The sequence below is a fragment of the Sphingobium sp. WR1 genome (assembly GCF_059693745.1).
Genome location: NZ_JCATID010000012.1, coordinates 101,835 through 124,830 on the forward strand (window position 1 = coordinate 101,835; position 22,996 = coordinate 124,830).

The 22,996-nt window shown below is 61.8% G+C and carries 20 protein-coding genes and 2 pseudogenes; 11 read left to right on the forward strand and 11 right to left on the reverse strand.

Features of this window, described 5'->3' with window-relative positions:
* Window positions 1-419 precede the first annotated feature (419 nt).
* Both AC58EF_RS15260 and AC58EF_RS15265 read left to right on the forward strand, forming a co-directional pair.
* A pseudogene (locus AC58EF_RS15260) lies at window positions 420-740 on the forward strand (TonB-dependent receptor plug domain-containing protein); the annotation flags it as partial.
* Window positions 741-1,579: 839 nt separating this feature from the next.
* Window positions 1,580-2,683, forward strand: coding sequence for a TonB-dependent receptor domain-containing protein (locus AC58EF_RS15265; protein WP_497277281.1), 1,104 nt, complete (start codon window positions 1,580-1,582; stop codon window positions 2,681-2,683).
* 80 nt (window positions 2,684-2,763) lie between these two features.
* Here AC58EF_RS15265 and AC58EF_RS15270 read toward each other — a convergent pair whose 3' ends face one another.
* Window positions 2,764-3,510: an SDR family NAD(P)-dependent oxidoreductase gene (locus tag AC58EF_RS15270; RefSeq protein WP_497277221.1), complete on the reverse strand. Its 747-nt coding sequence runs from the start codon at window positions 3,508-3,510 to the stop codon at window positions 2,764-2,766.
* A gap of 135 nt (window positions 3,511-3,645) precedes the next feature.
* Between AC58EF_RS15270 and AC58EF_RS15275 the strand changes: the two genes are divergently transcribed.
* The gene (locus AC58EF_RS15275) at window positions 3,646-4,125 is read left to right on the forward strand and encodes a nuclear transport factor 2 family protein (RefSeq protein ID WP_497277222.1); all 480 of its coding nucleotides are present in this window, start codon (window positions 3,646-3,648) and stop codon (window positions 4,123-4,125) included.
* Window positions 4,122-4,682, forward strand: a complete 561-nt coding sequence (locus tag AC58EF_RS15280) for a carboxymuconolactone decarboxylase family protein (protein ID WP_497277223.1) — start codon at window positions 4,122-4,124, stop codon at window positions 4,680-4,682. The genes AC58EF_RS15275 and AC58EF_RS15280 overlap by 4 nt, the downstream gene beginning before the upstream one ends.
* Before the next feature lie 4 nt (window positions 4,683-4,686).
* On the opposite strand, the gene AC58EF_RS15285 is transcribed toward AC58EF_RS15280, so the two are convergent.
* Window positions 4,687-5,169, reverse strand: coding sequence for a nuclear transport factor 2 family protein (locus AC58EF_RS15285; protein ID WP_497277224.1), 483 nt, complete (start codon window positions 5,167-5,169; stop codon window positions 4,687-4,689).
* Window positions 5,166-5,954, reverse strand: coding sequence for an SDR family oxidoreductase (locus AC58EF_RS15290; protein ID WP_497277225.1), 789 nt, complete (start codon window positions 5,952-5,954; stop codon window positions 5,166-5,168). Before AC58EF_RS15290 ends, AC58EF_RS15285 begins: the two co-directional genes overlap by 4 nt.
* Window positions 5,955-6,389: 435 nt before the next feature.
* Between AC58EF_RS15290 and AC58EF_RS15295 the strand changes: the two genes are divergently transcribed.
* Both AC58EF_RS15295 and AC58EF_RS15300 read left to right on the forward strand, forming a co-directional pair.
* Entirely contained in the window at window positions 6,390-7,469 is a 1,080-nt protein-coding gene (locus AC58EF_RS15295) for an aromatic ring-hydroxylating dioxygenase subunit alpha (RefSeq protein ID WP_497277226.1), read from the forward strand.
* Window positions 7,470-7,482: 13 nt separating this feature from the next.
* A complete protein-coding gene (locus AC58EF_RS15300; RefSeq protein ID WP_497277227.1) occupies window positions 7,483-8,346 on the forward strand; it encodes an SDR family NAD(P)-dependent oxidoreductase in 864 nt (287 codons plus the stop codon).
* Between the two features lie 25 nt (window positions 8,347-8,371).
* Here the strand turns inward: AC58EF_RS15300 and AC58EF_RS15305 are convergent, their stop codons facing one another.
* The 5 genes from AC58EF_RS15305 to AC58EF_RS15325 form a co-directional block, all read right to left on the reverse strand.
* On the reverse strand, window positions 8,372-9,445 hold the full coding sequence (locus tag AC58EF_RS15305; RefSeq protein ID WP_497277228.1) for a helix-turn-helix transcriptional regulator: 1,074 nt from the start codon (window positions 9,443-9,445) through the stop codon (window positions 8,372-8,374).
* A gap of 39 nt (window positions 9,446-9,484) precedes the next feature.
* Window positions 9,485-11,755: a TonB-dependent receptor gene (locus AC58EF_RS15310; RefSeq protein ID WP_497277229.1), complete on the reverse strand. Its 2,271-nt coding sequence runs from the start codon at window positions 11,753-11,755 to the stop codon at window positions 9,485-9,487.
* A 75-nt stretch (window positions 11,756-11,830) separates the two neighbouring features.
* Window positions 11,831-12,364: a nuclear transport factor 2 family protein gene (locus AC58EF_RS15315; protein WP_497277230.1), complete on the reverse strand. Its 534-nt coding sequence runs from the start codon at window positions 12,362-12,364 to the stop codon at window positions 11,831-11,833.
* Window positions 12,365-12,609: 245 nt separating this feature from the next.
* Window positions 12,610-13,404, reverse strand: a complete 795-nt coding sequence (locus tag AC58EF_RS15320; RefSeq protein WP_497277231.1) for an SDR family NAD(P)-dependent oxidoreductase — start codon at window positions 13,402-13,404, stop codon at window positions 12,610-12,612.
* Window positions 13,405-13,422: 18 nt separating this feature from the next.
* Entirely contained in the window at window positions 13,423-15,036 is a 1,614-nt protein-coding gene (locus tag AC58EF_RS15325) for a GMC family oxidoreductase (RefSeq protein ID WP_497277232.1), read from the reverse strand.
* Between the two features lie 194 nt (window positions 15,037-15,230).
* On the opposite strand from AC58EF_RS15325, the gene AC58EF_RS15330 reads away from it, so the two are divergent.
* The 3 genes from AC58EF_RS15330 to AC58EF_RS15340 all read left to right on the forward strand — a co-directional run bounded on the left by AC58EF_RS15330 (window position 15,231) and on the right by AC58EF_RS15340 (window position 17,348).
* Entirely contained in the window at window positions 15,231-15,749 is a 519-nt protein-coding gene (locus AC58EF_RS15330; protein WP_497277233.1) for an SRPBCC domain-containing protein, read from the forward strand.
* A gap of 178 nt (window positions 15,750-15,927) precedes the next feature.
* Window positions 15,928-16,134, forward strand: a complete 207-nt coding sequence (locus tag AC58EF_RS15335) for a ferredoxin (protein ID WP_497277234.1) — start codon at window positions 15,928-15,930, stop codon at window positions 16,132-16,134.
* Window positions 16,131-17,348 carry a cytochrome P450 gene (locus AC58EF_RS15340; RefSeq protein WP_497277235.1) on the forward strand — a complete coding sequence of 406 codons (1,218 nt, stop codon included), beginning with the start codon at window positions 16,131-16,133 and terminating at the stop codon, window positions 17,346-17,348. Before AC58EF_RS15335 ends, AC58EF_RS15340 begins: the two co-directional genes overlap by 4 nt.
* Window positions 17,349-17,365: 17 nt before the next feature.
* Here the strand turns inward: AC58EF_RS15340 and AC58EF_RS15345 are convergent, their stop codons facing one another.
* On the reverse strand, window positions 17,366-18,208 hold the full coding sequence (locus AC58EF_RS15345; protein ID WP_497277236.1) for a helix-turn-helix transcriptional regulator: 843 nt from the start codon (window positions 18,206-18,208) through the stop codon (window positions 17,366-17,368).
* A 247-nt stretch (window positions 18,209-18,455) separates the two neighbouring features.
* On the opposite strand from AC58EF_RS15345, the gene AC58EF_RS15350 reads away from it, so the two are divergent.
* Together AC58EF_RS15350 and AC58EF_RS15355 are read left to right on the forward strand one after the other, a co-directional pair.
* A complete protein-coding gene (locus tag AC58EF_RS15350; protein ID WP_497277237.1) occupies window positions 18,456-20,843 on the forward strand; it encodes a TonB-dependent receptor in 2,388 nt (795 codons plus the stop codon).
* Window positions 20,844-21,259: 416 nt separating this feature from the next.
* A pseudogene (locus tag AC58EF_RS15355) lies at window positions 21,260-21,754 on the forward strand (IS1595 family transposase); the annotation flags it as partial.
* 131 nt (window positions 21,755-21,885) lie between these two features.
* Here AC58EF_RS15355 and AC58EF_RS15360 read toward each other — a convergent pair.
* Together AC58EF_RS15360 and AC58EF_RS15365 are read right to left on the reverse strand one after the other, a co-directional pair.
* Entirely contained in the window at window positions 21,886-22,182 is a 297-nt protein-coding gene (locus AC58EF_RS15360) for a virulence factor (RefSeq protein WP_497277238.1), read from the reverse strand.
* 230 nt (window positions 22,183-22,412) lie between these two features.
* Complete coding sequence (locus tag AC58EF_RS15365; protein WP_497277239.1) at window positions 22,413-22,988, reverse strand: hypothetical protein; 576 nt, start codon at window positions 22,986-22,988, stop codon at window positions 22,413-22,415.
* Window positions 22,989-22,996 lie beyond the last annotated feature (8 nt).

A 22,996-nucleotide genomic window follows, 5' to 3' on the forward strand; every position in this document is an offset into this window, starting at 1 on the left:
GGCAACCTTATAATGTAAAATTCCGTATTTTGCGCCTTATTTTTTAATATTGGCTTTGACAAGGGGCTGCATATGCGGCATCTCTCAGGAAGCGGTTTGCATCGCGTATAAAAATAAATGGTGAGAGGGCTGACGGCATTCGCGATCGGCATGGCGGGCGGGCGTTTTCGCGCACCGTTCCGCTGCCCGGCGCGTCCTTCTCCGCCAATGATATGCGAACCCCATAACGATCCGGTCCGGCAGATCGGGCACATTGGGAGAGAGACATGCATTCTGACACATCATGGCGGGCTTTGTGCCACGGCTTATGGTTTCTCGCCGGGGTCGCCCCATCGGCGCTGCTGTTCCCCGGTGCGGCCATGGCGCAGGCGGCCGATCCGGCGCCCGATCAGACCGCGGGCCAGGCCGGTCAGGTCGGCATGACCGAGATCATCGTCACGGCCAACCGGCGCGCCGAGCGCGGCCAGGACGTGCCGATCGCTATCACCGCGCTGTCGCCCCAGCGCCTGGAGCAACAGGGTGTCAACAAGGAACAGGATCTGCAAGCGAGCGTGCCGTCGATGGTCGTCGGCCCCAATGGGCAGGGTTCGCGCGATTCCAATTCCTTCACCATTCGTGGCCAGGGCGCGACCTTCCAGGCGTCGCCGGGCGTCGTCGTCTATATGAACGAGGTGCCGTTGCCGGCCGGGATTACGCTCAGCCAGCAGGGCGGTCCGGGCAATTTCATCGATCTGGAAAATATGCAGGTGCTTTCGGGGCCGCAGGGCACCTTGTTCGGCCGCAACACCACCGGCGGGGCGGTCCTGCTGGTGCCCCGGAAGCCGGGCGAGGAATTTGGCGGCTGGATCAAGGGCGAATATGGCAATTACGATCGGCAATATGTCGAAGGCGCGCTGAACCTGCCGGTCAATGACAAGCTGTCGATCCGCGTCGTCGGCGCCTATCACGATCGCGACGGCTATACGCGCGACGTCGTGTGGAACAAGGATCGCGACAACGAACATTGGTATTCGGGTCGTATCGGCATTCTCTTCAAGCCCACCGATAGCATTACCAACTACACCATGGCCTATGGCGCCCATTCGAAGAATAATGGCGCGGGCCTTGTTCACAAAGGTTTCAACGTTGCGGCGATGGCCGGGCTGGGTCTGTGCGCTGAATTGCCGGTCGGCACGGTCGGTGGCTATTCCTGCGACGTCTATCGCGCCACCACCGCGCAGGCCGATGCATGGGGGCCGCGCAAGACAGGCTTTTCGACCGATACCTTTGCCAAGACCCAGACCTGGGGCATCAGCAACACCACCGATATCGAACTGTCGGACGAAATCACGCTGCGCAATATCGTCAGCTATCAGAAGATGAAGGTCGGCTATCGTTATGATGGCGACGCGACCGTGCTCCAGCAGCATGACATCGACCCCGGCGTGCTGCCCGCGCCCGGCGTCGTCACACTGCCCGGCGTGGGCACGCCCGTAACCTACAGTTTCCCCACCCTGTCGAGCGAACTGCCCCGCGACAATCTCCGCGTCTGGTCGGAAGAACTCCAATTGCAGGGCAAGATGCTCGACGATAATCTGACCTGGACGATCGGCGGCTTCTATTTCGACCAGCGGCCCGATGGACTTCAACTGGCGGCTATCGTCAGACCTGGGACCATGTCTATGGCTTTTCGACCCAGTATAATTTCAGCAGCCTGTTGCCGGCCGGGTTCGTGGTCTGCGGCAAGGACAGCAGTCTGATCGTGCCGGTGGGCACGGCGCTGGCGGACTGCCGCTTTTCGGGGTCGCAGCGTTCCAGTTCGCCGTCCTGGCTGGTCGGTCTGGATTACAAGGTCACGCGCGACATCTTGCTCTATGGCAAACTCAGCCACAGCTACAAGGCGGGCGGTTTCAATCCCTATGCCGTGTTTTTCGGCCAGAATGGGCAGCCGGACACGCGCTCCTTCGGCCCGGAAGAAGTGACGGTGTGGGAAGCGGGCGTGAAGACCGATTTCCGTTTGGGATCGGTGCCTTTCCGCCTGAACGTCGCGGGCTATACCACCGACTATAAGGGCATCCAGCGGGCGTCCGGCGACTTCAATGCCGCGACGGGAGCCAGCGGCGCGCGGACGCTCAATGCCGATGCGCGGATCAAGGGCATAGAGGTCGAAGCATCGATGCGGCCCTTCCCCGGCGTCGAAATCGGCGGAAACTTCAGCTACACTGACGCCAAATATAAAGACTATCAATATGTGACTGCGACAGGTGGGGTCGCCTGTAACGGCGTCGTGGCGCCGGGCGGAACGGCTGATGCCTCCTGCCTGCCCTTCCAATATGTCTCGCCCTATATATGGAGTTTCCATGTGTCGGCCGAACAGCCGCTGGCGCATGATATGGGCACGCTGGCCTTCTACGCCAATTATTCGCACACCTCGCGCCAGTTCACCGAGGCGGTCAATCTGCCGGAGAACCAGCCCGGCGCCTATCTTGAGGCGTTCGGCCTGCTCAACGTCTCGCTCGACTGGCGCAAGGTCGGGGGATCGGGCTTCGATATTGGCCTCTTTGCTACCAACCTCGCCAGCAAGCTCTATCGCATCTCCAATACGGACGTCTATCAGTCCGGCGCCCTGCTGTATCAGTCGACGCTCTATGGCGAACCGCGCATGTATGGCCTGCGCGTCAAATATAGCTTCGGCGGCGGCTGATCGGGGCAGGCGGGCGCAGGCCGGAGGGCCGGGGGCTTCACCAGGCCTCCGGCCTTATCGTGCCGACACCGCGGCGGGCTTCAGCCCGCCGTCAGACCGCCATCCACGGCGAAGGTCGCGCCGGTGATGCGTCGCGCTTCGGCCGATGCGAGGAAGGCGACCATATCGGCGATATCCTCCGGCACCGCCATCTCCCCGCCGTCCAGCCAGGAGGCCGAGCGCATCACCATCTGCCAGTCGATATTGGCGGGCGGGGCCTGCTGCACCATCGGCGTGGCGACGCCGCCGGGACAGACGGCGTTGACCCGCACGCCTTCCCCGGAAAATTCCAGCGCGAGTGCGCGGGTCAGGCCGACCACGCCATGTTTCGACGCGCTATAGGCCGCATTATAGGGTACGCCGACCAGGCCCGCGGCGGACGCCATGTTGACGATATTGCCGCGTCGTTCGATCAGGTGCGGCATCGCCGCGTGGCACATATGATAGACACCGGTCAGGTTGACCGCGATCACCCGGTCCCACCGGCTCCGGTCGATATCGGCGAAGCGACCGAAATCGAGCACGCCCGCGATATTGCAGAGAATGTCGAGGCCGCCATGCAGGCTGATCGTCCGGTCCACCAGCGCGCGACAGGAGGTTTCGTCGGCCACGTCGAGCGCCATCGCGGTCGCGACTGGCCCGATCGCGTCGGCTGTATTCTCGACCCCGGCGACATTGCGATCGCCGATGACGATGGTGGCCCCTTCGGCCGCAAGCCTTTTCGCCACCGCCTGACCGATGCCGGAAGCCGCGCCGGTCACGATCGCGATCCTGCCGTCCAGACGCATCGTTCCTCTCCTCCCTATCGTGATTCTGAATCGATGATTGCGTTTACGGCTACGCATTTCAAGGATCATATGAGATATATTATCCATATCGCGAATCAAATAAGGTTATAAATTGACAAAAAGAGAGGAGAACGCATGATGCTGTCGCTTCAGCATATATCCGACCGGCTGGAGATTCAGGATCTTCTGTCGCGCTACAGCCATGCGATCGACGAGCGGGATTGGGACGCGCTGGACGATGTCTTCACGTCCGACGCGGTGATCGACTATAGCGAAACGGGCGGAGCCAGGGGCGGCGTGGTCCAGATCAAGGCATGGCTCCCGGTCGCGATGGAACGCTTTCCCGTCTATCAGCATATGGTCGCAACCTCCAGGCTGGAGCTGGACGGGGACGCTGCGCGCTGTCGGACGATATTGTTCAATCCCATGACCTATCGAGGCGATGACGGTGTCGATCAGGTCTTCTTCATCGGCCTCTGGTATCGCGACCGGCTGGTGCGCACGCCCGACGGCTGGCGTATTGCCGAACGGGTCGAGGAAATGGGCTATGCCCATAATGTGCCCGCCATGCCGCCCATTCCCTCGATACAGGATGTGATGGAGCAACGGTCATGATCCGCATCGACATTCCCGACGAGGACGCCGCCGACCCCTATGGCTATGCTGCTCGCGTGCATGGTCGCCAGATCATGGCGGCGGCCGATCTTTTCTCCAAGGCCGTCTATCAGCACAGCCTGTTGTCGCTGCGGGAGTTTGAGGGCGCGCGGTCGCGCATCGCGCAGATCAACGGCTGCATCATTTGCCAGCAATTTCGCGCGGCAAAGGATGCGCCGTCGATGTTTGCGGCAACCGGAGTGCGGCCCGATCATCTGGTTTCCGACAATGGCCCTGCGCCTGACGAGGCCTTTTACGCCGCCGTCGAACAATGGCGCACGTCACCCCTGTTCAGCCCGCGCGAACGCATGGCGATCGAATTTGCCGAACGCTTCGCGCAGCAGCCGAAAATCATCGCCGAGGACGAGGATTTCTGGGCACGCGCCCACGCGCTGTTTACCGATGCGGAAATCGTCGACCTGGCGCACAGCGTCGCGGCATGGATCGGGCTGGGCCGGGTGGCGCATATGCTGGGCTTCGACAGCCTATGCCTGCCTTTCGCGCAGGCGGTCGAATAGGGGATCAGCCCAGATCGGCGTTCCCCGCGGGCAGGATGGCGGGGTCGCCGCTATGCGCCGCCCAGATCGCGTCGCGTCGCACGATGCGCCAGCCTTCGGAACGCCTTTCCCACTGGTCGACATATTCGCCGTTGGAATCGAAGATCGGCCCCGCCGGATCATCGATCCGCTGGTGCCGGGCCTGAACATAGGCCCGGCTGGTGGCGCGATCGCCGTCAATGTCGACCAGGATGCTCCCGATCAGATGCTGGGTGCCGCCGCATCGGTCGAGAAAGCGGCGCATGTTGCGGGTCAGCGCGGCCATGCCCTGTTCATCCCGCCCCGTCCCATAGTCGAAACATATGTCAGGCGCGAATATCTCGCTCAGCTCGTCCCATTGCTTGCCATCGAGGATGCGGGCGAAGCGCGACAGGTTCCGCACGATGGCGCGCTCGTCCAGCAGGGTGGCGATCTGGTCCTGCGGGACAGTGTTTTCCGTCCTGTTCATGGCGCCATCCAGTGGCCGCCATTGACGTCGAGCAAAGCGCCGCTGACCACGCGGCTATAGTCGGACAGCATCATCAATACCGCGCGGGCGCAGTCATCCTCCGGCGGGATGACGCCGATCGGAATATCCTTGATGATGCCGGCGATGACGTCTTCGCGCTTCATGCCGTTGTCGACCTGCGACTGGATATGCCCCTCCACCGGTTCCCCATGGATCCAGCCCATGCGGCAGGTGTTGACGCGGATGCCGAAGCGGCCAAGGTCGGTCGTCATATATTTGCCGAGCGTGTTGAGCGCGCCCTTCGCGACCGCATAGCCCATCTCCATGCCATATTCGCCGCCAAAGGGGCGCACCGTGGCCATGGTCGACACATTCACCACCGCCCCGCCGTCGCGCAGATAGGGGATGCAGGCGCGGGTCAGCCGCAGCGCGCCCAGGCAATTGACGTCGAACGCCTTGGCGAGGTCGGCGGGATCGCTATTCTCGATGAAGCTCCAGTCGCCATGATAATAGGCGCTGTTGACCAGGCCATGGACCCGACCGCCAAATTCGGCGGCTGTCCGTTCCGCCAGCGCGACGCACTGGGCGTCGTCGGATACGTCGCAGGGGACGGCGATGGCCTTGCCGCCCTTGGCCAGAATGTCGTCGCGGACCTGTTCGATGAAGGCCTGGTTGCGGGCCGCGAGCGCGACCGACGCGCCTTCGGCCGCGGCAATGCGGGCCAGCGCCTGGCCCATGCCGGGGCCGACCCCGCTGACGATCACGACCTTGTCTTTCAGCAGCATGGCGTCTCTCCTCGATGGGGGCGGCGGCGCCATGCCGCGCCTTCACCGCCGTTTTGCGCGCCGTTTTGAGGCGTTCTGGCTTCAAGGCGCTTTGATAGGATAACGAACCAGCTTGATCAATACGTAAATTCGCTTATTATTGACTATATAATGTGTAAAAACGTAAAATATTATAAAATATCTACGCATATATGCAGTCTGAACAAGGGGGGTGTGCTGGTCTTGTCCTGACGTGGAGGCGTCGTCACGGCCATGCGGCATGTTCGGCCAGAGCACGAAATCTTTTCAATGTATCACGCGATTTTCATATTATATTGCCATTTAAATGACGATTTGCGTAGTAGGATGCAAGATTTTTGGCGTGAATGATCTGCGCGGGCTGGCGCTGAGCGATCCATCATGCTAGTTTGTCGCGGTAAGCGAGAGGATTATATCATGGCAACGTCTTCGGACTATCGTCTGGGTGAGTTCGAATTTCCGCGCGGCTGGTTCATGGTCGGCGAAAGCGCCGAGGCGACGATGACGCCCCGGTCGATGCGCTATTTCGGCCAGGATCTGGTGATGTATCGCGGCGAAAGCGGCACGCCCTATGTGGTGGAAGCCTATTGCCCGCATATGGGCGCGCATCTGGCGAAGAACACGACCTCCTATATCGTCCGCGATGGCGAGCAGATCGAGGGCGATTCGATCCGTTGCCCGTTCCACGGCTGGCAATTCGGGCCGGACGGCGGTTGCAAGAATATTCCCTATTCCGACTTCGTGCCCAAGGCGGCGAAGCTCAAGACCTTTCCGGTGATCGAACGGGCCGGCACCATCTGGATGTGGTATGATCCAGAAGGTCTGGAGCCGAATTTCGATCTGCCCGAATTCGGCGGCCATTTCGACGCGCCCGGCTGGGTCAACTGGAAGATCGACTATATGGGCGATCTCGATATCCATCCGATCGAAGTGGTCGACAACATGGCCGACTATGGCCATTTCGTGCCGATCCACGGAGCGAAGGACTTCGTATATTTCGCTAATGAGTTCAAGGACCATATCGTCCATCAATATTATGCGGCCGGCCATCGCACGCTGACGCTGAACCCTGAAGACGTGCTGACGCTCGATACCTGGTATACTGGGCCGTCGATCCTCCAGTCGGAGATGGAGGGCACCTTCAACAGCTTCATCATGATCACCCATACGCCGATCGAGGATGGCAAGATCCGGGTGTGGCACGGCCTGATGGTGCAGGTGAATGACGGGTCGACGCCGGTGACGGACGATCTGCGCGCCGCCGCGCTCGAATATCAGGAAGGGAGCCGCCTGGCTTTCGCTCAGGACGTCGAAATCTGGCAGAACAAGCGCGCCTGCCTCAACCCGATGGTCGTTCCCAATGACGGTCCCTATGGCAAGGTCCGCATCTGGTACAAGCAATTCTACAATTCGCGCGACAAGGCGCCGGATATGCAGAAGCGCGCCAATGGGATGCATGTGACGCTCGACAAGCGGGCCGACAGCGCCGCCGCCTGAAGGAGACAGACGAATGGACAGGAATGACCGTCCGGTGGCGATCGTCACCGGCGCCAGCCGGGGCGCGGGCCGTGGAATCGCGGTGGCATTGGGGGAAAAGGGCTATCGCGTCTATGTGACCGGCCGCTCGGTTCGGGAAGGAGACGCGACCTTGCCCGGCACGATCGGCTCCACCGCGGCGCAGGTCGATGCGGCTGGGGGCGAAGGGCGGGCGGTGCAGGTCGATCATGGCGATGACGCCGCCATCGCCGCGCTGTTCGACCAGGTGCGCAGCGAAAGCGGGCGGCTCGACATTCTCGTCAACAATGTCGCCGCCCTGCATGACGATCTGGTCAAGCCCGGCCCCTTCTGGGAAAAATCGACCGGGCTGGTCGACATATTGGGTGTCGGCCTGCGCTCCCATTATCTGGCGAGCTGGCACGCCGCGCGGATGATGGTGCCGGCGAAAAGCGGGCTTGTCGCCTTCACCTCCTCCTTCGGGTCCGTCTGCTATATGCACGGCGCGGCCTATGGCGCGCAGAAGGCGGGGGTGGACAAGTTCGCCGCGGACATGGGCGTCGATTTCCGGGGGACGGGGGTTGCGGCGATCGCGCTCTGGATGGGGCCGCTGATGACCGAGCGCAGCGCCCAGACCCTGGCCGATCATCCCGACCAATATGAAAAATTCATGGCCGACGCGGAAACGCCCGAATTTAACGGCCGGGTCATCGCCGCGATCCATGACGATCCAGACCGCGACGAACTGAACGGCCAGACGCTCATCACCGCGGAGATCGCCCAACGTTACGGCATCACCGAGGCGGGCGGGCGCGTTCCGCCCTCCTATCGTCCCATGCTGGGCGAACCGCGCATTCCCCATCCCGCCATCGTCGCCTGACGATGGCCTGGCGGCGGCAGCGCGTTTAATTGTCCAGGTCGCTGTCCAGGCTGCGCAGCAGGGTCACGAGCTGGACCTGCCGATGCGTCCCCGTCTTGGCGAAGATCGCGCGCAGATGCGACCGGGCCGTGTTGTAGGCGATGTCGAGCGCGCTCGCTGCGTCGGCGAGCGCAGTGCCCTCAAGCAATTGCACCGCCAGCGCGGCCTCCGCCCGGGTCAGTTGAAAACGGTCGCGCAGGCTTTCGCCCGACGGCCCGGCCGCGCGGCTTGGGTCGGTGAGAAACAGCGCCAGCCAGGCGCCGTCGCCATAGGCTGGCGAAGGCACGGCGCGGGCGCGGCCATGCAGGGCGGTCCCGTCGGAGGTAGCGATCTCGAACAGGCTTTCCTCGCCGGCCGGGGGCGGGGCGGCGAGTATACGGGCGATCGTGGCGGTGGCCGCGCCGGTGCGCGGCTCCAGCCGGCCGTTCCGGTCGGCGATGATGCCGCCATCCTCCAGCATCCGCGCGGCGACGGCATTGCGCCGCATGATCCGGCCGTCGCGATCCAGGATCAGGGTCGCAACCGCCAGATCGGCCATCGCGCCGCTGAACAGCTGGCTTTCCGCCTGGGTGGTGGTGAGCCGGGCGTGCAGGTCGAGCGCGATCCGCAAATGGGGGATGAGGCGTGTCAGCAACGCCTTCTCATCCTCGCCGAAATCCTCGCGACTATCATCGCGCGTAAGGCGCAGGCGCACGGCGGTATTGGGCGGCCGATGCAGGTCGACGCCTAATATCTGGCCGGTGCGCGCCACGTCCATCCAGTGGCGGAAGCGGGCCGGAATATGGCGCACGAAATCGTTGAAGGAAACGACCTGTCCCTCCGGCAGTCCGACAAAGGGATCGGCTTCTGAAATGTCCCGATATTCCTGGGTCCGGTCGGGATCTGCGCCGGGCGTCACATGGGCGTCGATGCCGGCGCACCCCCTGCCGATGAGCAACGTTGCAAATGTGGTGTCGGTCGCGGTGGCCAGGTCGCGAAGGAATGCGTCCCACGGCGGCGAGCGGGTCAGTCCGCCATAGAGGGTTTCGAGCAGGTCGGCGAAGGCGGCATCATCGGTCATGATGCGCAGCGCCCCGGAATTGCGTGGCGGGTTGCCCGGTCAGCGACGCCAGGCCAGCGTGATGCTGTAGCGCCGGGGTGACGAATAATAGGCTTCGGTAAAGCCGAAGCTGGTCGAGGCGTCATAGCCCGCCGTGATGACGCGCCGATCGGTGATATTGTCGACGCCCGCCCGTATCGACAGGCCGCTGTCGGCAAAGCGCAGTTCCGCGCTCGCGTTGAGGATCGCGTGATCGGGCTGCCGCAGCAGGGGCGTGTTTTCCGCATCGACATAGACCTCGCTCTTGTAGGCCACATCCAGGCGAAAAACAGCCTCCAACGCATCGCCCAACGGCGCTTGATAGACGGCGCTTGCATTGGCGGTGATATCGGGCGCCTGCTTCAGCTTGCGGTTGCTCACATCGGTCGGCACGCCGTTGATGACCGACACATAGTTCAGATATTGCGCATCGAGCAGGCCAAGCGCGCTGGACAGGGTGAAGCGCGGTGAGACGTGGAAATTGCCCTCCAGTTCGATGCCCTGGATGCGTGAGCGACCGGCATTTTCATTGCGGACGACGATCAGGCCGGTCGATGGGCTGACGGTCGAGACAAGGATCTGCTGGTCGCGATATTCATTGCGGAAGACAGCCAGGTTGACCGTTGCGATCCGCCCGAAGCCGGCCTTGATGCCCGCTTCATAGGCGGTCAGATGTTCGGGATCATAAGAACCGATTTCTTCCAGCGATGTCGGGCGACCGTTGAACCCGCCGGACCGGAATCCCTTGGAAAAGGACGCATAGGTCATCAGGTTCGGCCGTATCTTGTAGGATAGCGAGGCGCGCGGTGTGAAGGCGTCCCAGCTTTTCTCAAGGCTATAGCTGGGCGTTCCGGCCAGCAGCGGCTCGCCCGAATAAATACGGATGGCCGACTGGGAAAATTTCTTCCTCTCCCAGGTGTAGCGCGCGCCCAGTTCCAGCGACAGGCCGGTCGCCAGCTCGTAATTGCCGTTGGCGAACAGCGCCAGATTGTCGGTGCGCTGCCGGTTGCGGAAGTCGATGTTCAGGTCGAGCGAGGAAGCGGGAACGGCGATGCCGGGCGCTATCGGAAAGGGATCGAGCCCCGCCGCGACCAGCGCGGGATAAAGGCCGTCCGCCACGATCAGCCTGGTATTGTCGCGCGTATTCTCGCGATAGGCGAAGGCGCCGAGCAGCAATGTGCCGCGCCCGCCCAGATCGAGCGCGAGTTGCAGTTCCTGACTGATCTGCCGCGCCTTTTCGTCATGGATGTCGCCGGCATAGTTGACGGCGGCCGACGCATCGCCATCGCGGCCGAACAGCGCATCGACATAACGATAGGCGGTGATCGACTTCAGCGTCGCGCTGCCCAGATCGGCGGTCAGCGTCAGCGACGTGTTGAAGGCGTCGGTCTGATCCTTGTTGAGGGCGGATGTGCTGTCGGTGCGGTCGATGTCGCCGGGCACGGTGCAGCAGGGGGCGAGGAAGGTCGATTGCAGGGTCGAGAAGAAGGTCGGAGTAAAGGCGATCATGCTGTGCGGCGCGCTATGCTGGCGGCGGCGCAGGCCATCGGCCTGTAGCACGGCATCCAGTCCCTCGCCGTCATAGTGGAGCGCCATCTTCCCCGCGACGACATTGCGATTGCCCAGATTCTTGCCTGAGGGAATTTTCTGCCAGCCCTCGCCAAACTCGCCCAGCGCCGCGACGCCGAGCGACCAGCGGTCCGACAAGGGCGTTTCGACATAGGCACGCCCGCGCACCGTGTTGAACGACCCGTAGCGCAGGTCGGCCTCGATCCTCTGCTGCTGGCCGGGAATCGCCGACACGATGTTGATCGCCCCACCCACCGTATTCTTGCCGAACAAGGTGCCTTGTGGCCCGCGCAGCACCTCGATCCGGTCGATCCCCAGCAATTCGGTCGTCGCGCCGAAGGTGCGGGCGACATAGACGCCGTCAATATAGACGCCGACCGCTGGGTCGGACGTGATGATGAAGTCATTCTCGCCCACGCCGCGGATGAACGGCGCGATGCCGCCGCTATTGCCGCCCTGGCCGGGGGTGAACTGGATGTTCGGCGCGATCTGGCTGACCTGCGTCACATTGTCGATGCCGCGGCTGTTGAGCGCGGACGCATCGACGGCGCTGACCGCGATCGGCACGTCCTGCAACCGTTCCTCGCGGCGGCGGGCGGTCACGACGATGTCGCTGCCGTCTGATTGCGCCGCTGGCGCATGACCGGCGTCGGTCTGGGCCAGCGCCGCGGCTGGCGCCATCAATGCGGCAAGCGATGTGACGGCGAACGGCAAACGGGACATGATGCTCCCCCCTCGGATTATGTCATTGGCTGGATCGATTGGGTCGGCATCGCCCCATGCCGACCGCAGGCGCGGTCAGTCCGCCTCCCACTCGATCAAATGGCTGATGTCGCGGCGTTCTTCGCGCTTGCGCCCGGCGGTGGCCAGATAATGGCAGGTGATCTGCGCATCGGCGGCGAGCGGCCGGACCATCTCGAACACGCGGTCATATTCGGTGCGGGCGATTTTCCACGCGCCATCCTCGCGGCGATACCGGTCGCGGTAAATGGCGCTGCCGATCGTATGGAGTTGAAGCTCCAGATTGATGAAAATATCCTCCAAATACCAGATGCCTTCGGCACTATCCTCGCCGGTCAGCGTGATTTCGGGCATATGGCCATGGTGCATGGCGACGGCGTCGGAATTGAAGCTGTTGGCCAGGAACTCCATCATATTGTCCCGTCCTTCCAGCCGGACGCGATAGGTGCCGCCGCGATATTCCACGCCGATGTCGGCCGTGAACAGGCCGGCGAGCATATCCATGTCGGCGGTATCGATCCCCCGAAAATAGCGATGCTTGAGCGTGCGTATATCCTCAAGGTCGCTCAACTGCTGCAATGTGTATGCCATCAAACTCCCTCTCATTGTAACGCAATATGATATTATTATGAAATTATATATATAATTTGCGTAATAATCTAGAGGTTATGCGATGCTTGCAGCGATGGGCCGGTGATGGTGGAAAACTGTCCGCCATCACCGGCACGCGGGCCTGTTCGTTGAGCGCTGGCGGCCCCTCCGGTTCACCCCTTGCCCGATTCCGCGCCGGGCAAGGCCCATGCCGATTTCCATGGTGGCTTGTCTCCGCGATGGGGTCAGATCGACGCCAGCGCCGCCGGCGCGGCGGGCAGATAATGATGATAATAGCCCGCTGCCCAGCCGCCATCGACGGCCAGTTCCGCGCCGCAGATATAGCTTGCATCGTCGGAGCAGAGGAACAGGCTGGCGGCGGCGATTTCCTCCGGTTCGCCGATCCGCTGGAGCGGTACGCGCTCATAGCCGACATTCTTCGCCGCGCCTTCCAGCGCCTGTGGATTGCCCATGACGGTGTTGACGCCACCGGGATGCACCGAATTGACGCGCACGCCCTGATGGCCGAATTCCAGCGCCGCCGTCTTGGTAAGACCGCGCACCGCCCATTTCGAACTGCTGTAGAGCGATAGCGCATTGGCGCCGCGCAGGCCGTCGACCGACGAGATGTTGACGATCGCCCCGCGCCCCGCCGCGCACATCGCGCCGCCGACATGCTTCAGGCCCAGCATCGTGCCCTTGACGTTGATCCCCAGCACGCGGTCGATCTGTTCGACCTCCAGCGCCACGATCGGCGCGAACGCGACCACGGCGGCGTTGTTGACCAGCGCGTCGATCCGGCCATGGCGCGCCATGATGGCCTCCACCAACGCGATCCAGCTGCCCTCGTCCGACCCGTCGAGGCGCTGGAACATGGCCGCATCGCCAATGTCGGCGGCCAGCGCCCGGCCCTCCGTCTCCAGCACGTCGGCAATGACGACCTTCGCGCCCTCGCGGGCGAACAGGCGCACCGTTGCCTCCCCCATCCCGCGCGCGCCGCCCGTGACGATGGCGACCCTCTCCTGCAACCTTCCGGCCATGATGAATGCTTCCTTGTCCTATGATGCTGAGGAAAAATGGGTTCTGCCCCGGATCATGTCGGCGGCTTTTTCCGCCACCATCATCGTGGGCACATTGGTATTGCCGCCCGGCGCCCGCGGCATGACCGACGCATCGACCACCCGCAGCCCGGACAGTCCCCGGACGCGCAATTGTGGATCGACCACCGCCATCGGATCGTGCCCCATGCGGCAGGTGCCGACGGCATGGATGTCGGACGTCGCAGTGGCGCGCAGATAGGCGTCCAGTTCGTCGTCGGACTGGATATTGGCGCCGGGCGCGAGTTCCTCGCCCCGGAACGGATCGAAGGGGCTTTGGGCGAAGATGGCGCGCACCGCCCGGATCGCGGCGCGCCCCATCGCCATGTCCTTGGCGGTCGACAGGATGTTGGGGTCGATCGCCAGCGGTGCGGCGGCGCCGGGTCCGGCCAGCATGATCGTCCCGACGCTTTCCGGGTTGAGCAGGTCGATATGCGCGAAATAGCCATGGTCCATGATGAGCTTGCGTCCCATGGCTTCATACAGGGCCATGGCGAAATGCACCTTCACGTCGGGATGCTCCGCGCCCGGCATGGTCCGCAGATAGGCGCCGATCTCCGCCGGCGGCTGGGCCAGCGGCCCCTTGCGGAACAACAGGAAATTGGCAAGCGCCTTGGTGGCGACCAGCGGGTGGAAGACGTTGAACAGCGACACCGGCTGCGTGCAATATTGCTTGACGCTGATCGCTACATGGTCGCGATAATTTTGCCCTACGCCGGGTAGGTGATGGACCACCGGCACGCCGACCTGCCGCAAATGATCGCCATCGCCGATGCCCGATTGCATGAGGATGCCGGGGGAGTGGATGGCGCCTGCAGACAGGATCACCTCGCGCGCGGCGCTGGCCTGCCCGACCAGCCCGTTCCGGCGCCAGGCGACGCCAGTGGCGCGCCCGTCCTCCACGATGATCCGTTCGACATGGGCGCCGGTGACGATGCGCAGATTGGGCCGCTTTAGCGCGGGCCGTAAATAGGCGCGCGCCGCGCTCCAGCGACGCCCGGCCGAGGCGGTCACGTCGGCTGGCGCCACCCCTTCGCGCTTCGATCCGCTGGGATCGTCATTATAGGGGACACCGGCGGCGATGGCGGCGTCGCGAAAGGCCCTAGCCAGCGGGTTTTCGATCCCTGGCCGTGTCACCAGCACCGGCCCGCCGCGTCCATGATAACCATCCTCGCCGCCGGGCTGGAAATCCTCCAGCTTGCGGAAATAGGGGAGCACATCGTCATAGCTCCACCCTTCATTGCCCAGTTGGCGCCAGCCGTCATAATCGGCCGCCGTGCCCCGATCATAGACCATGCCGTTGATCGACGACGATCCGCCTAGCACCTTGCCGCGGGGCGTATATATTTGCCGCCCCCCGGCATGGGCCTGCGGCACGCTGACATGCATCCACTGGAACATGCCGCGATACATGATCGGCAGAAGGCCTCCGGGGGCGTGGATGAAGACGCTCTTGTCCTTGCCGCCCGCCTCGACCAGCAACACCCGGTTGCGCGGATCTTCCGACAGGCGGCCTGCCATCACGCATCCCGCCGATCCACCGCCAATGATGATGAAGTCGAAACGGTCGGCCATGTCCTCTCCATATGTGCCGTCCCCTGTCGCTGGTCCTCTGCAACAGCGGGACGATGGCCGGCATTATGCGCATTAAATTATTATATATACTACGCATGTCAAGATTAATATAGTGCTATATGGCTAATAAAGCGTGGATTGATTCCATATTTTCCTATATTCCTGCTTGCACAAGAATCATTCAGGAGAGGTCGATGTCCGTCGAAAGTTCCGCCGCCATGCGCCATGATCCCTTTGCCCTTTACGATCCCGCCATTCTGGTGGCGTCCGACCCGGTGGAGATCGCTGCGCCGGCCATGCTGGTCTGGAATATCCTCACCGACATGGCGCGCTACGGCGAATGGAACCCCTTTTGCGTATGGGCGCAATCGACCCTGGAAATGGGTGCGCCTGTCCATATGCGGCTGGTCAACTATGCCAATCCCGGTGCGCTCGCGCCCAATTGCGAATATGTCTGCGCCTTCGAGCCGGGGCGATTGCTGTCCTGGGAATTGCCGGACAATGAGGCCTGGCCCTATCCTGCCCGGCGCGACCAGATGATCGAGCCGCTGGGGTCGGAGCGGTGCCGCTATCAGTCGACCGATGCCTTTACCGGTCCCAATGGCATCCATGTCATGCGCTTTTGCGGTCCATGGGTGACGCGGGCCTTCAATGACACCGCGCGGGCACTCAAGGTGCGGGCGGAGGCGATGCATAGGGGTGACATCGGCTGAAGGCCGGAAGGCGGGGCGTCCCGACCCGAGTCGGTCGTGTCGGGGTTCGCCCCGATGTAGGGCACCTCTGTCAATGTCAGGATATGTTCCCGATGGCCGTTTCTGCTCCCAAGTCGGCATGGGCCATGAATCGCTGCGCTGGTAAAACAGCGGCAACGTGGAATGGGAGAGCATGTCGATGCGAGTGGTTGCCAATCTGAACGTCTGTCAGGGTCATGCACGCTGCGAAGACTTGTGTCCCGAAGTCTTTTCGACGGATGCCATCGAAGGAAAGGTTGTTATCGAACAGCCCGAATTTGCGCCGGAATTGGAAGAGAAGGTGCGACTGGCCGTCCGTAATTGTCCCGAAGGGGCATTGCGCATCGCGAAGGGAGGCAAGGCATGACCCTGCAATGGCAGCCGTTGCCCCCGGATCATGTCCCAGCTGAGCTGATGATCGATTTCGACTTTTTCAATATTCCCGAAGGCGTTACCGATCCGGTCCAGATCTGGCACGACCTTGTGCGCCGGGGTGTGCCGCCGATCTTCTACACGCCGCATAATGGCGGTCATTGGGTCTTCCTGAAATATGACGACATAGTGGAGGGCTATCGCAACCACGAAACATTCTCGACTCATCAGACGCCGATCCCGCCGATCGAACCCTTCCCGGTGGTGCAGCCCCAGGGGGTCGATCCGCCGGAGCATAACGTCTTTCGCAAGTTGCTGGCGCCGATGTTCACGCCGCTTGCCGTGCGCCGGATGACGGAAGGACTCCAACATCGCGCAGAAGGCCTGATTTCCGGCTTTGCCGACAAGGGCGGATGCGATTTCGTCGAAGATTATGCGTCGATATTTCCGACCAGCACCTTCCTTGAACTGTTCGGTCTGCCCGAAGACAGGCTGCCCGAATTTCTCGGCCTCGCCCATATCTTCTTCCGCAGCACGAGCCCGGCCGAACGGGCGCAGAATCTGAATGACATCTATGCCGTGCTGGAAGAGTTGTTTCGCGAAAAGGCGCGCAAGCCGGGATCGGACATCGCATCCACCATCGTCACCGCGCGCGACGTGAATGGCGACCAGCATCCGTGGATGGACATATTGAATTGTGGATTCCTGCTCTTCGTTGCCGGTTTGGATACGGTGACGAACACCATGGCCTATGTCTGGCGCTATCTGGCGACCACGCCGACCGCGCGCGCCCATTTCCGCGACAGGATCGACGATCCATCGGCCTTTCTCATCGCGATCGAGGAACTGATGCGGATCAACGCCGTATCGAACCTCTATCGGCGGGTGACGCATGACTGCGTGTTCAGGGGGGTCCGCTTTCGCAAGAATGATCGGGTTATCCTGCCGAACACCGTCGCCAATCGCGATCCGTCGATCTTTGAAAATCCGCAGACCATCGACCTGGATCGCAAGGTCAACAATCATGTCACCTTCGGCGTCGGCCCGCATCGCTGCATCGGATCGCATCTCGCCAAGCGGGAGATCATGATCTCCCTGCAGCAATGGTTGCGGCAGATTCCAGATTTCGAACTGGCCGACGAACAGGAGGCCGCATCGGTGTTCGGCGGGTCGGTGATGGGGTTCACCTCGCTCAAATTGCGCTGGTAATCGGCGACGGCGTCAGGTCACGTCCCATCGACGTGAAAACCCGATGCCGATCTCCGCTGTCGAAATTCGCGCGGCGAGCATCCGGTCGCTCGCCGGAATGCCCGCGCGAAGCTATTCGCGTGCGAAAAGCCGGCCCGCTCGGCAACCCGCTTCATCGGCACGTCCGCCTGTGCCAGCCATTGTTTGGCCTGTTCGATCCGATAGGCGTCGATATAGGCGGATACGGTCTTGCCTGTGAGCGCGATGAACTGCCGGTGGAGGTGACGCGGGCTGATGCCGCAAAGCTCGGCCAGTTCGGCGACGCCGGGCGTCGGCGCGCCGGCCTCGATCCGCTCGCGCACGCGGCGAAACTGCCAGGGGGCTAGGCGACTGCCGGTCTCTGCGCCTGTCGCCTGGTCGAAGACCCGGCGCAATTCAACGCCTATCAGCGTGAAAAGCGCCTCCATTGCGGACTGACAGCAGCCCAGCGGATTGACCAGTTCGCGATGCGCAAGCCGCATCAGGCTGCGCAACGCCTCATTTCGGATGTTGAGCAGGCTCTGGAGGAAACTGAGCGTTGGTTCACCGCAATCGGCGATGGCGACGTCCTTTGCGTCATCGAAGATGCAGCGAATCACGCGGATCTGCCCGCCTTCGGATCGTCCGCTCACCATGATGCCCGGGTAACGCACGAACAGCGTGCCCATGAAGCAGCGGCGGTCCGGGGCGATATCGGGAAAACAGGCGGAGGCATCCGCCGCCATAGGCGGCAGCGACATTTCCAGCATGAGTTGCTGCTCGCTCCGCTCGAAGCTGACGATGTCGGGCCAATGCCACTCGACCAACTCGAACCGACCGTTGGAGACGGTGCAGGATGCCATGACCCACGCCGCGAAATTGGCGCTATCCATAAAATGACCTGATCATAATCGTAGAATAATGCATAGATTTATACGCATATGATCGATTTTCCTCTTGCTGTAACGGTGCGATTGGGCTAAGGAGCATATTCGAAAATGATACGCAATTCGACATAAATAAATAATATCTTTCATTAAATGCGTATAATTTATACCAATAATAGACGATAATGCCATTTCATAAGGCGAAAATCGGGAGGAGGATGTGATGAAATCGATTTGGCTTGCCGGCGCTGCAGCCATGACGGGAATGCCGTTCGCGCCATCGGCCGGCGCCCAGGATCTCCCGTCGGCCACCGCCTCGCAGGATCAGGCCGCCAAACTCGGCGATATCGTGGTGACGGCGCGCCGTTCGGCGGAAACGCTGCAGAATGTGCCGGTTGCGGTCACGGCGCTGGGTGGTGACTTCATCGAGCGCCAGAATATTTCCAGCCCGGCCGACGTGCCGCAGTTCGCGCCCAACCTGACCGTGGAGCAGCAGCCGTCCAGCCTGTCGGCCGCCACCGTCTATATCCGCGGCATCGGCAACCAGGAACCATCGTCCGTGTCCGAACAGGGCGTTGGCATCTATCTGGACGGTGTCTATCTGGCCCGGTCGGCGGGCGCGGTGTTCGACCTCATCGATCTGGAGCGCATCGAGGTGCTTCGCGGTCCGCAGGGCACATTGTTTGGGCGCAACACCATCGGCGGCGCGTTGCAACTGATCTCCAAAAAACCCGCCAACGACATGGGCGTCACGGCCAAGGCGGGATTTGGCCGCTTCAACGAATGGTATGCGCGCGCGCGGCTGGATACCGGCTATATCGTCGGGGACGTCATCAAGGCGTCGATTTCGGCGCAGCATCGTGAAGCCGACGGCTATGTGAACAACACGCTCACGCCGTCGTCGCAGGATCCCGGCGCGCTCAAGGCGAATTCCGTCGCGGTGGGACTGGAGGGTGATTTCGGCGACGTCACCGTCAACTATAATTTCGATTATGACAGTCGCCGCGGCACGCCGGCCTTCTTCCAGATCGTCGCCGCAACCCCGCTGGCGCAGGATTATTATTCCCAGTCGCCCAGCTATGGCGGCGCGCCTTTCCTGGTCGATCCGGTGCGGCAGGGCACGGTGCAGCAGGCTGGCTTCACCGATCGCAATGGCAATTTCCGCTATGGCAGCAAGACCCGCGTTCAGGGCCATGGTCTCACCATCAGCTATGAACCGATCCCGGAGCTGACGATCAAGTCGATCACCGGCTACCGCAAATTCTTTCAGGATACGATCCTGAACCTGTCGGGCAATGGCGTGTTGCGTGGTCCCGTGGTCGACTTCACGTCGCCTACGCTCGTCTCGGTCCAGCAGGTCACGCCCTATACCGGCAACAATGCGCCGCAGAGACAGTGGCAGTTCAGTCAGGAATTGCAGGCCTTGGGGAAGGTCGGCGACATCAGCTACCTCTTCGGCATGTATTATTTCTATGAAAAGGCATCCGAATATAATGCCCAGTCGCTGACCCTGGTCATGCCGGTGTCGGCCCTGACCTCGATCGGTCTGCCGCAGGCTGTGGTCGACGGGATCAGCGCCCTCAATCCCGGCCTGTCGACGATCGGCGTCAACGCCAATCCGGTCCAGGCCTTTGGCGGCACATCGCAGTCGATGGCGGTGTTCGGGCAGGCGAGTTGGAAGCCCTCTGCGCTGAACGACAAGCTGGAACTTACCTTGGGCGGCCGTTTCACCGGCGACGACAAGACCGCCTATCTGGCGGGCGACGTCAATCCCGTGCAGCGTGGGCGAAAGAGCTTCGACAATTTGTCCTGGCTGGCGTCGCTGTCCTATGACGTGGTCAAGGACGTGATGATCTACGGCCGTGTATCGACCGGCTATCGGTCGGGCGGCATCAATCCGCGCGCCAACGTCATCAACACTTTCGACCCGGAAAAGGCGACCGCCTATGAAGCGGGCGTCAAGTCGCAATTTTTCAACAACCGCCTGCGGTTCAATCTGGCCGGTTATATCACCGACTATGATGACCTTCAGGTCCAGCAATTTGCGGCGGGCAGCGGCGGGGCGACGTCGCTGATCGTCAATGCGGGCAAGGTGCGGCTGTCGGGTTTCGAAGCGGAGCTCACTGCCCTGCCATTCCGCGGTTTCCAGATCGACGGATCGGTCGGCTATGTGAAGACTGACTATAAGGTGTTCCTGTTCCGCGATCCGGCGACGAACCTGATCCTCGATGTCGCTGATCAGGCCAAGCCGCTTTACACGCCGAAATGGAGCATCCATCTGGGCGCCGAATATTCGTACCCTGTCGGTGATGCGCTCGTTCGCCTGCGCGGCGACTATTCACATCGCACGCAGATCTGGTTCAATGCGCTCGACAATACGGCCCCGTTCAACCAGCAACTGATCTCGCCGTCGCAGACCAACGTCAAGGCGCGCCTGTCGATTGAGGATATTCGTCTGGGCAGTGGCAAGCTGGATGTCGGTCTGTGGGGCGACAATCTGCTCAACCAGAAGCGACTTGCCTATGGCATCGATTTCGGCGGGCTGGGTTTTGCGGGGGCGACCTTCAACAAGCCGGTCTCCTACGGCATCGACGCGCGTATACGGTTCTGAGCCAAGGAGCGGACGCCAATGGGCGTCGCCGCTTGAAAAAGGAAAGTGCGAGACGATGATTTCGTCTCGCGCTTTTCGCTGTCAGAGGATGGGTCTGGTCTGTCCGGGGATTGGATCGTCTACTGCTCTCATTCTCCCACATTTCCTATTTTGTGGCCTTCAGCCGCTAAACGTCGGAGCGCCGGCCTGGACGGCAAAACGTGCCAGAGACCGTGCTTTCCCCTTGGCCTCGTAGATGGTCGACATCGCGATATAGTCTCCCACGGCGCAGTCCGGCGTGAGGGTCAACAGGATCGGGCGCCGCCAAAGCGGAAGCTGGCGGAAATGCCATGGAAACGTGGGGCGCCGGCGATGAAGGTCGGCATACCCAGGCTGTCGCCGGTATTGCCCGCATCCATGATATATCCTTTGACGCGCTGCTGGCCGGTCACGTCGAACTGGACGAAGCCTATGTCGGCGGTCGCCGTTCGGGCGGCAAGCGTGGTCGCGGCGCTCCGGGCAAGACGATCGTGATGGGTCTGGCCGAACGTGGTGGCAACATGAAGGCGGTCGTCATCCCCAATGTAAAGAAGGACACGCTGCGCGGTGTGGTTCTGGACAGCGTTGAGAAGGGTTCGACCGTCTCGACCGACGAGCTGGTTTCCTATGGTTTACTCAGCGGCGATGGCTACGTGCATGGCGTGGTGAGCCATGGCCGCAAGGAATACGCCTACTACGACTACCGCGCTAACGAGACGTTCCACGTCAACACCGTGGAAGGCTTCTGGCGGCTGTTCAAGGCGTCAGTTCGCTCCACCCATGTCCAGATCAGCGCCAAGCACATGCAGCGCTATCTGTCGGAATTCACTTTCCGCGCGAACAATCGCCAGCGGGTGAATGGGATGTTTGATCTTCTGGTGGGGGCGCTGTGATGCGCCCCATTAAAGCCTCAAACTGACACCGATCGGCGGGGTCGATCCCGTCTGCCTCAGCTTGATCGATGAAGTCAGATAAACGCCCGCTCGCGAGCGCATCATTCAGCGTTAATCGAGCGGGCGTCACCTTATGCTACCTTCTCGCTGTCAAACCGCATCCGGTTCGGAACGATGGCCAACAAGTCGTCTTCCTCATCGATGCGAAGCATCCGCATATCGCGGACAACCTCCCAAAACCAAGGAAAGCGATCGTTCATGTCAAGAACTGCGGCGGCGCAGGTCATAGCGCTGGTCTGCTCGGTGCCGTAGAATACGGTGCCTTGCTGGCGCTTGAACCCGTGCTGAGCCAACACGCGGGCAATCTTGTCCCACGCATTATGGCGAGCCGCTGCCTCGGTGTTTAGATCATATGCAATGGCATACACTCTAGCGGTCCTTTTCGTGACCGGCGCACCAATCCTTCCACGGGTGCGCATCGGAACAACAGGCATAAGAACCCCTCTCAGAAAGCGTTTGAGAACGCAGTCTGACTAGACGAGTCCAACGGTTTGTGCTAGTCAGGCTGCGTCGAACGGAAGTCCGACGCAGCCTGCCAGCGTTAGTTCAGGCTAACAAAGCGGCCTGCCACATGGGTTTCTCTCTTTCTGACGCGGCGTCATGAGAAGGGGCTGTTCGTTCGGTCGGCTGGCGCGGTAACGCTTTCCGACTCGGTGTCTGCCCCGCCAAATATGGCATCATAGCCATCTGGCGGGGCATTCTCTTTCGCACCTCCAATGAGGTCGCGATTCTGTTCGATCAAGCGCAGAGCCTTTTCCCGGTCAGCCAGTTCCCACCCAGACTTTCCATGGCTAATTATATCTACGCTGCGCGACAGCAGCGCGCCCAGCGCGTTGATTTTGTTTTCGCCGCTTACCTCGAAGCCCATAGATTCCACGAAATCGACAAGCTGCTTCGTTTTCATCAGCCGGTTTGTGGTCGTCATAGCCATCATCGAGAGTAGGACGCTGATCCGCGACTGCTCCATGAAGCTATCTATTTCCACCTTGGGACGCGCCCCACCCTCGCGCTTGCCGCCCGGCTTGGGAGGAGCCTGGAAAGACTTATCCTGCACCGCCGCCGGGCCATCGGCCGGGCTTTCGCCATAGGCGGCGAGAAAACCACGCACCGCAGCCAGCTTGCGCACGAGATCGGCTTCTTCCGCCCTCATTCTTTGCACGATGTCAGAATCCATCACCCACC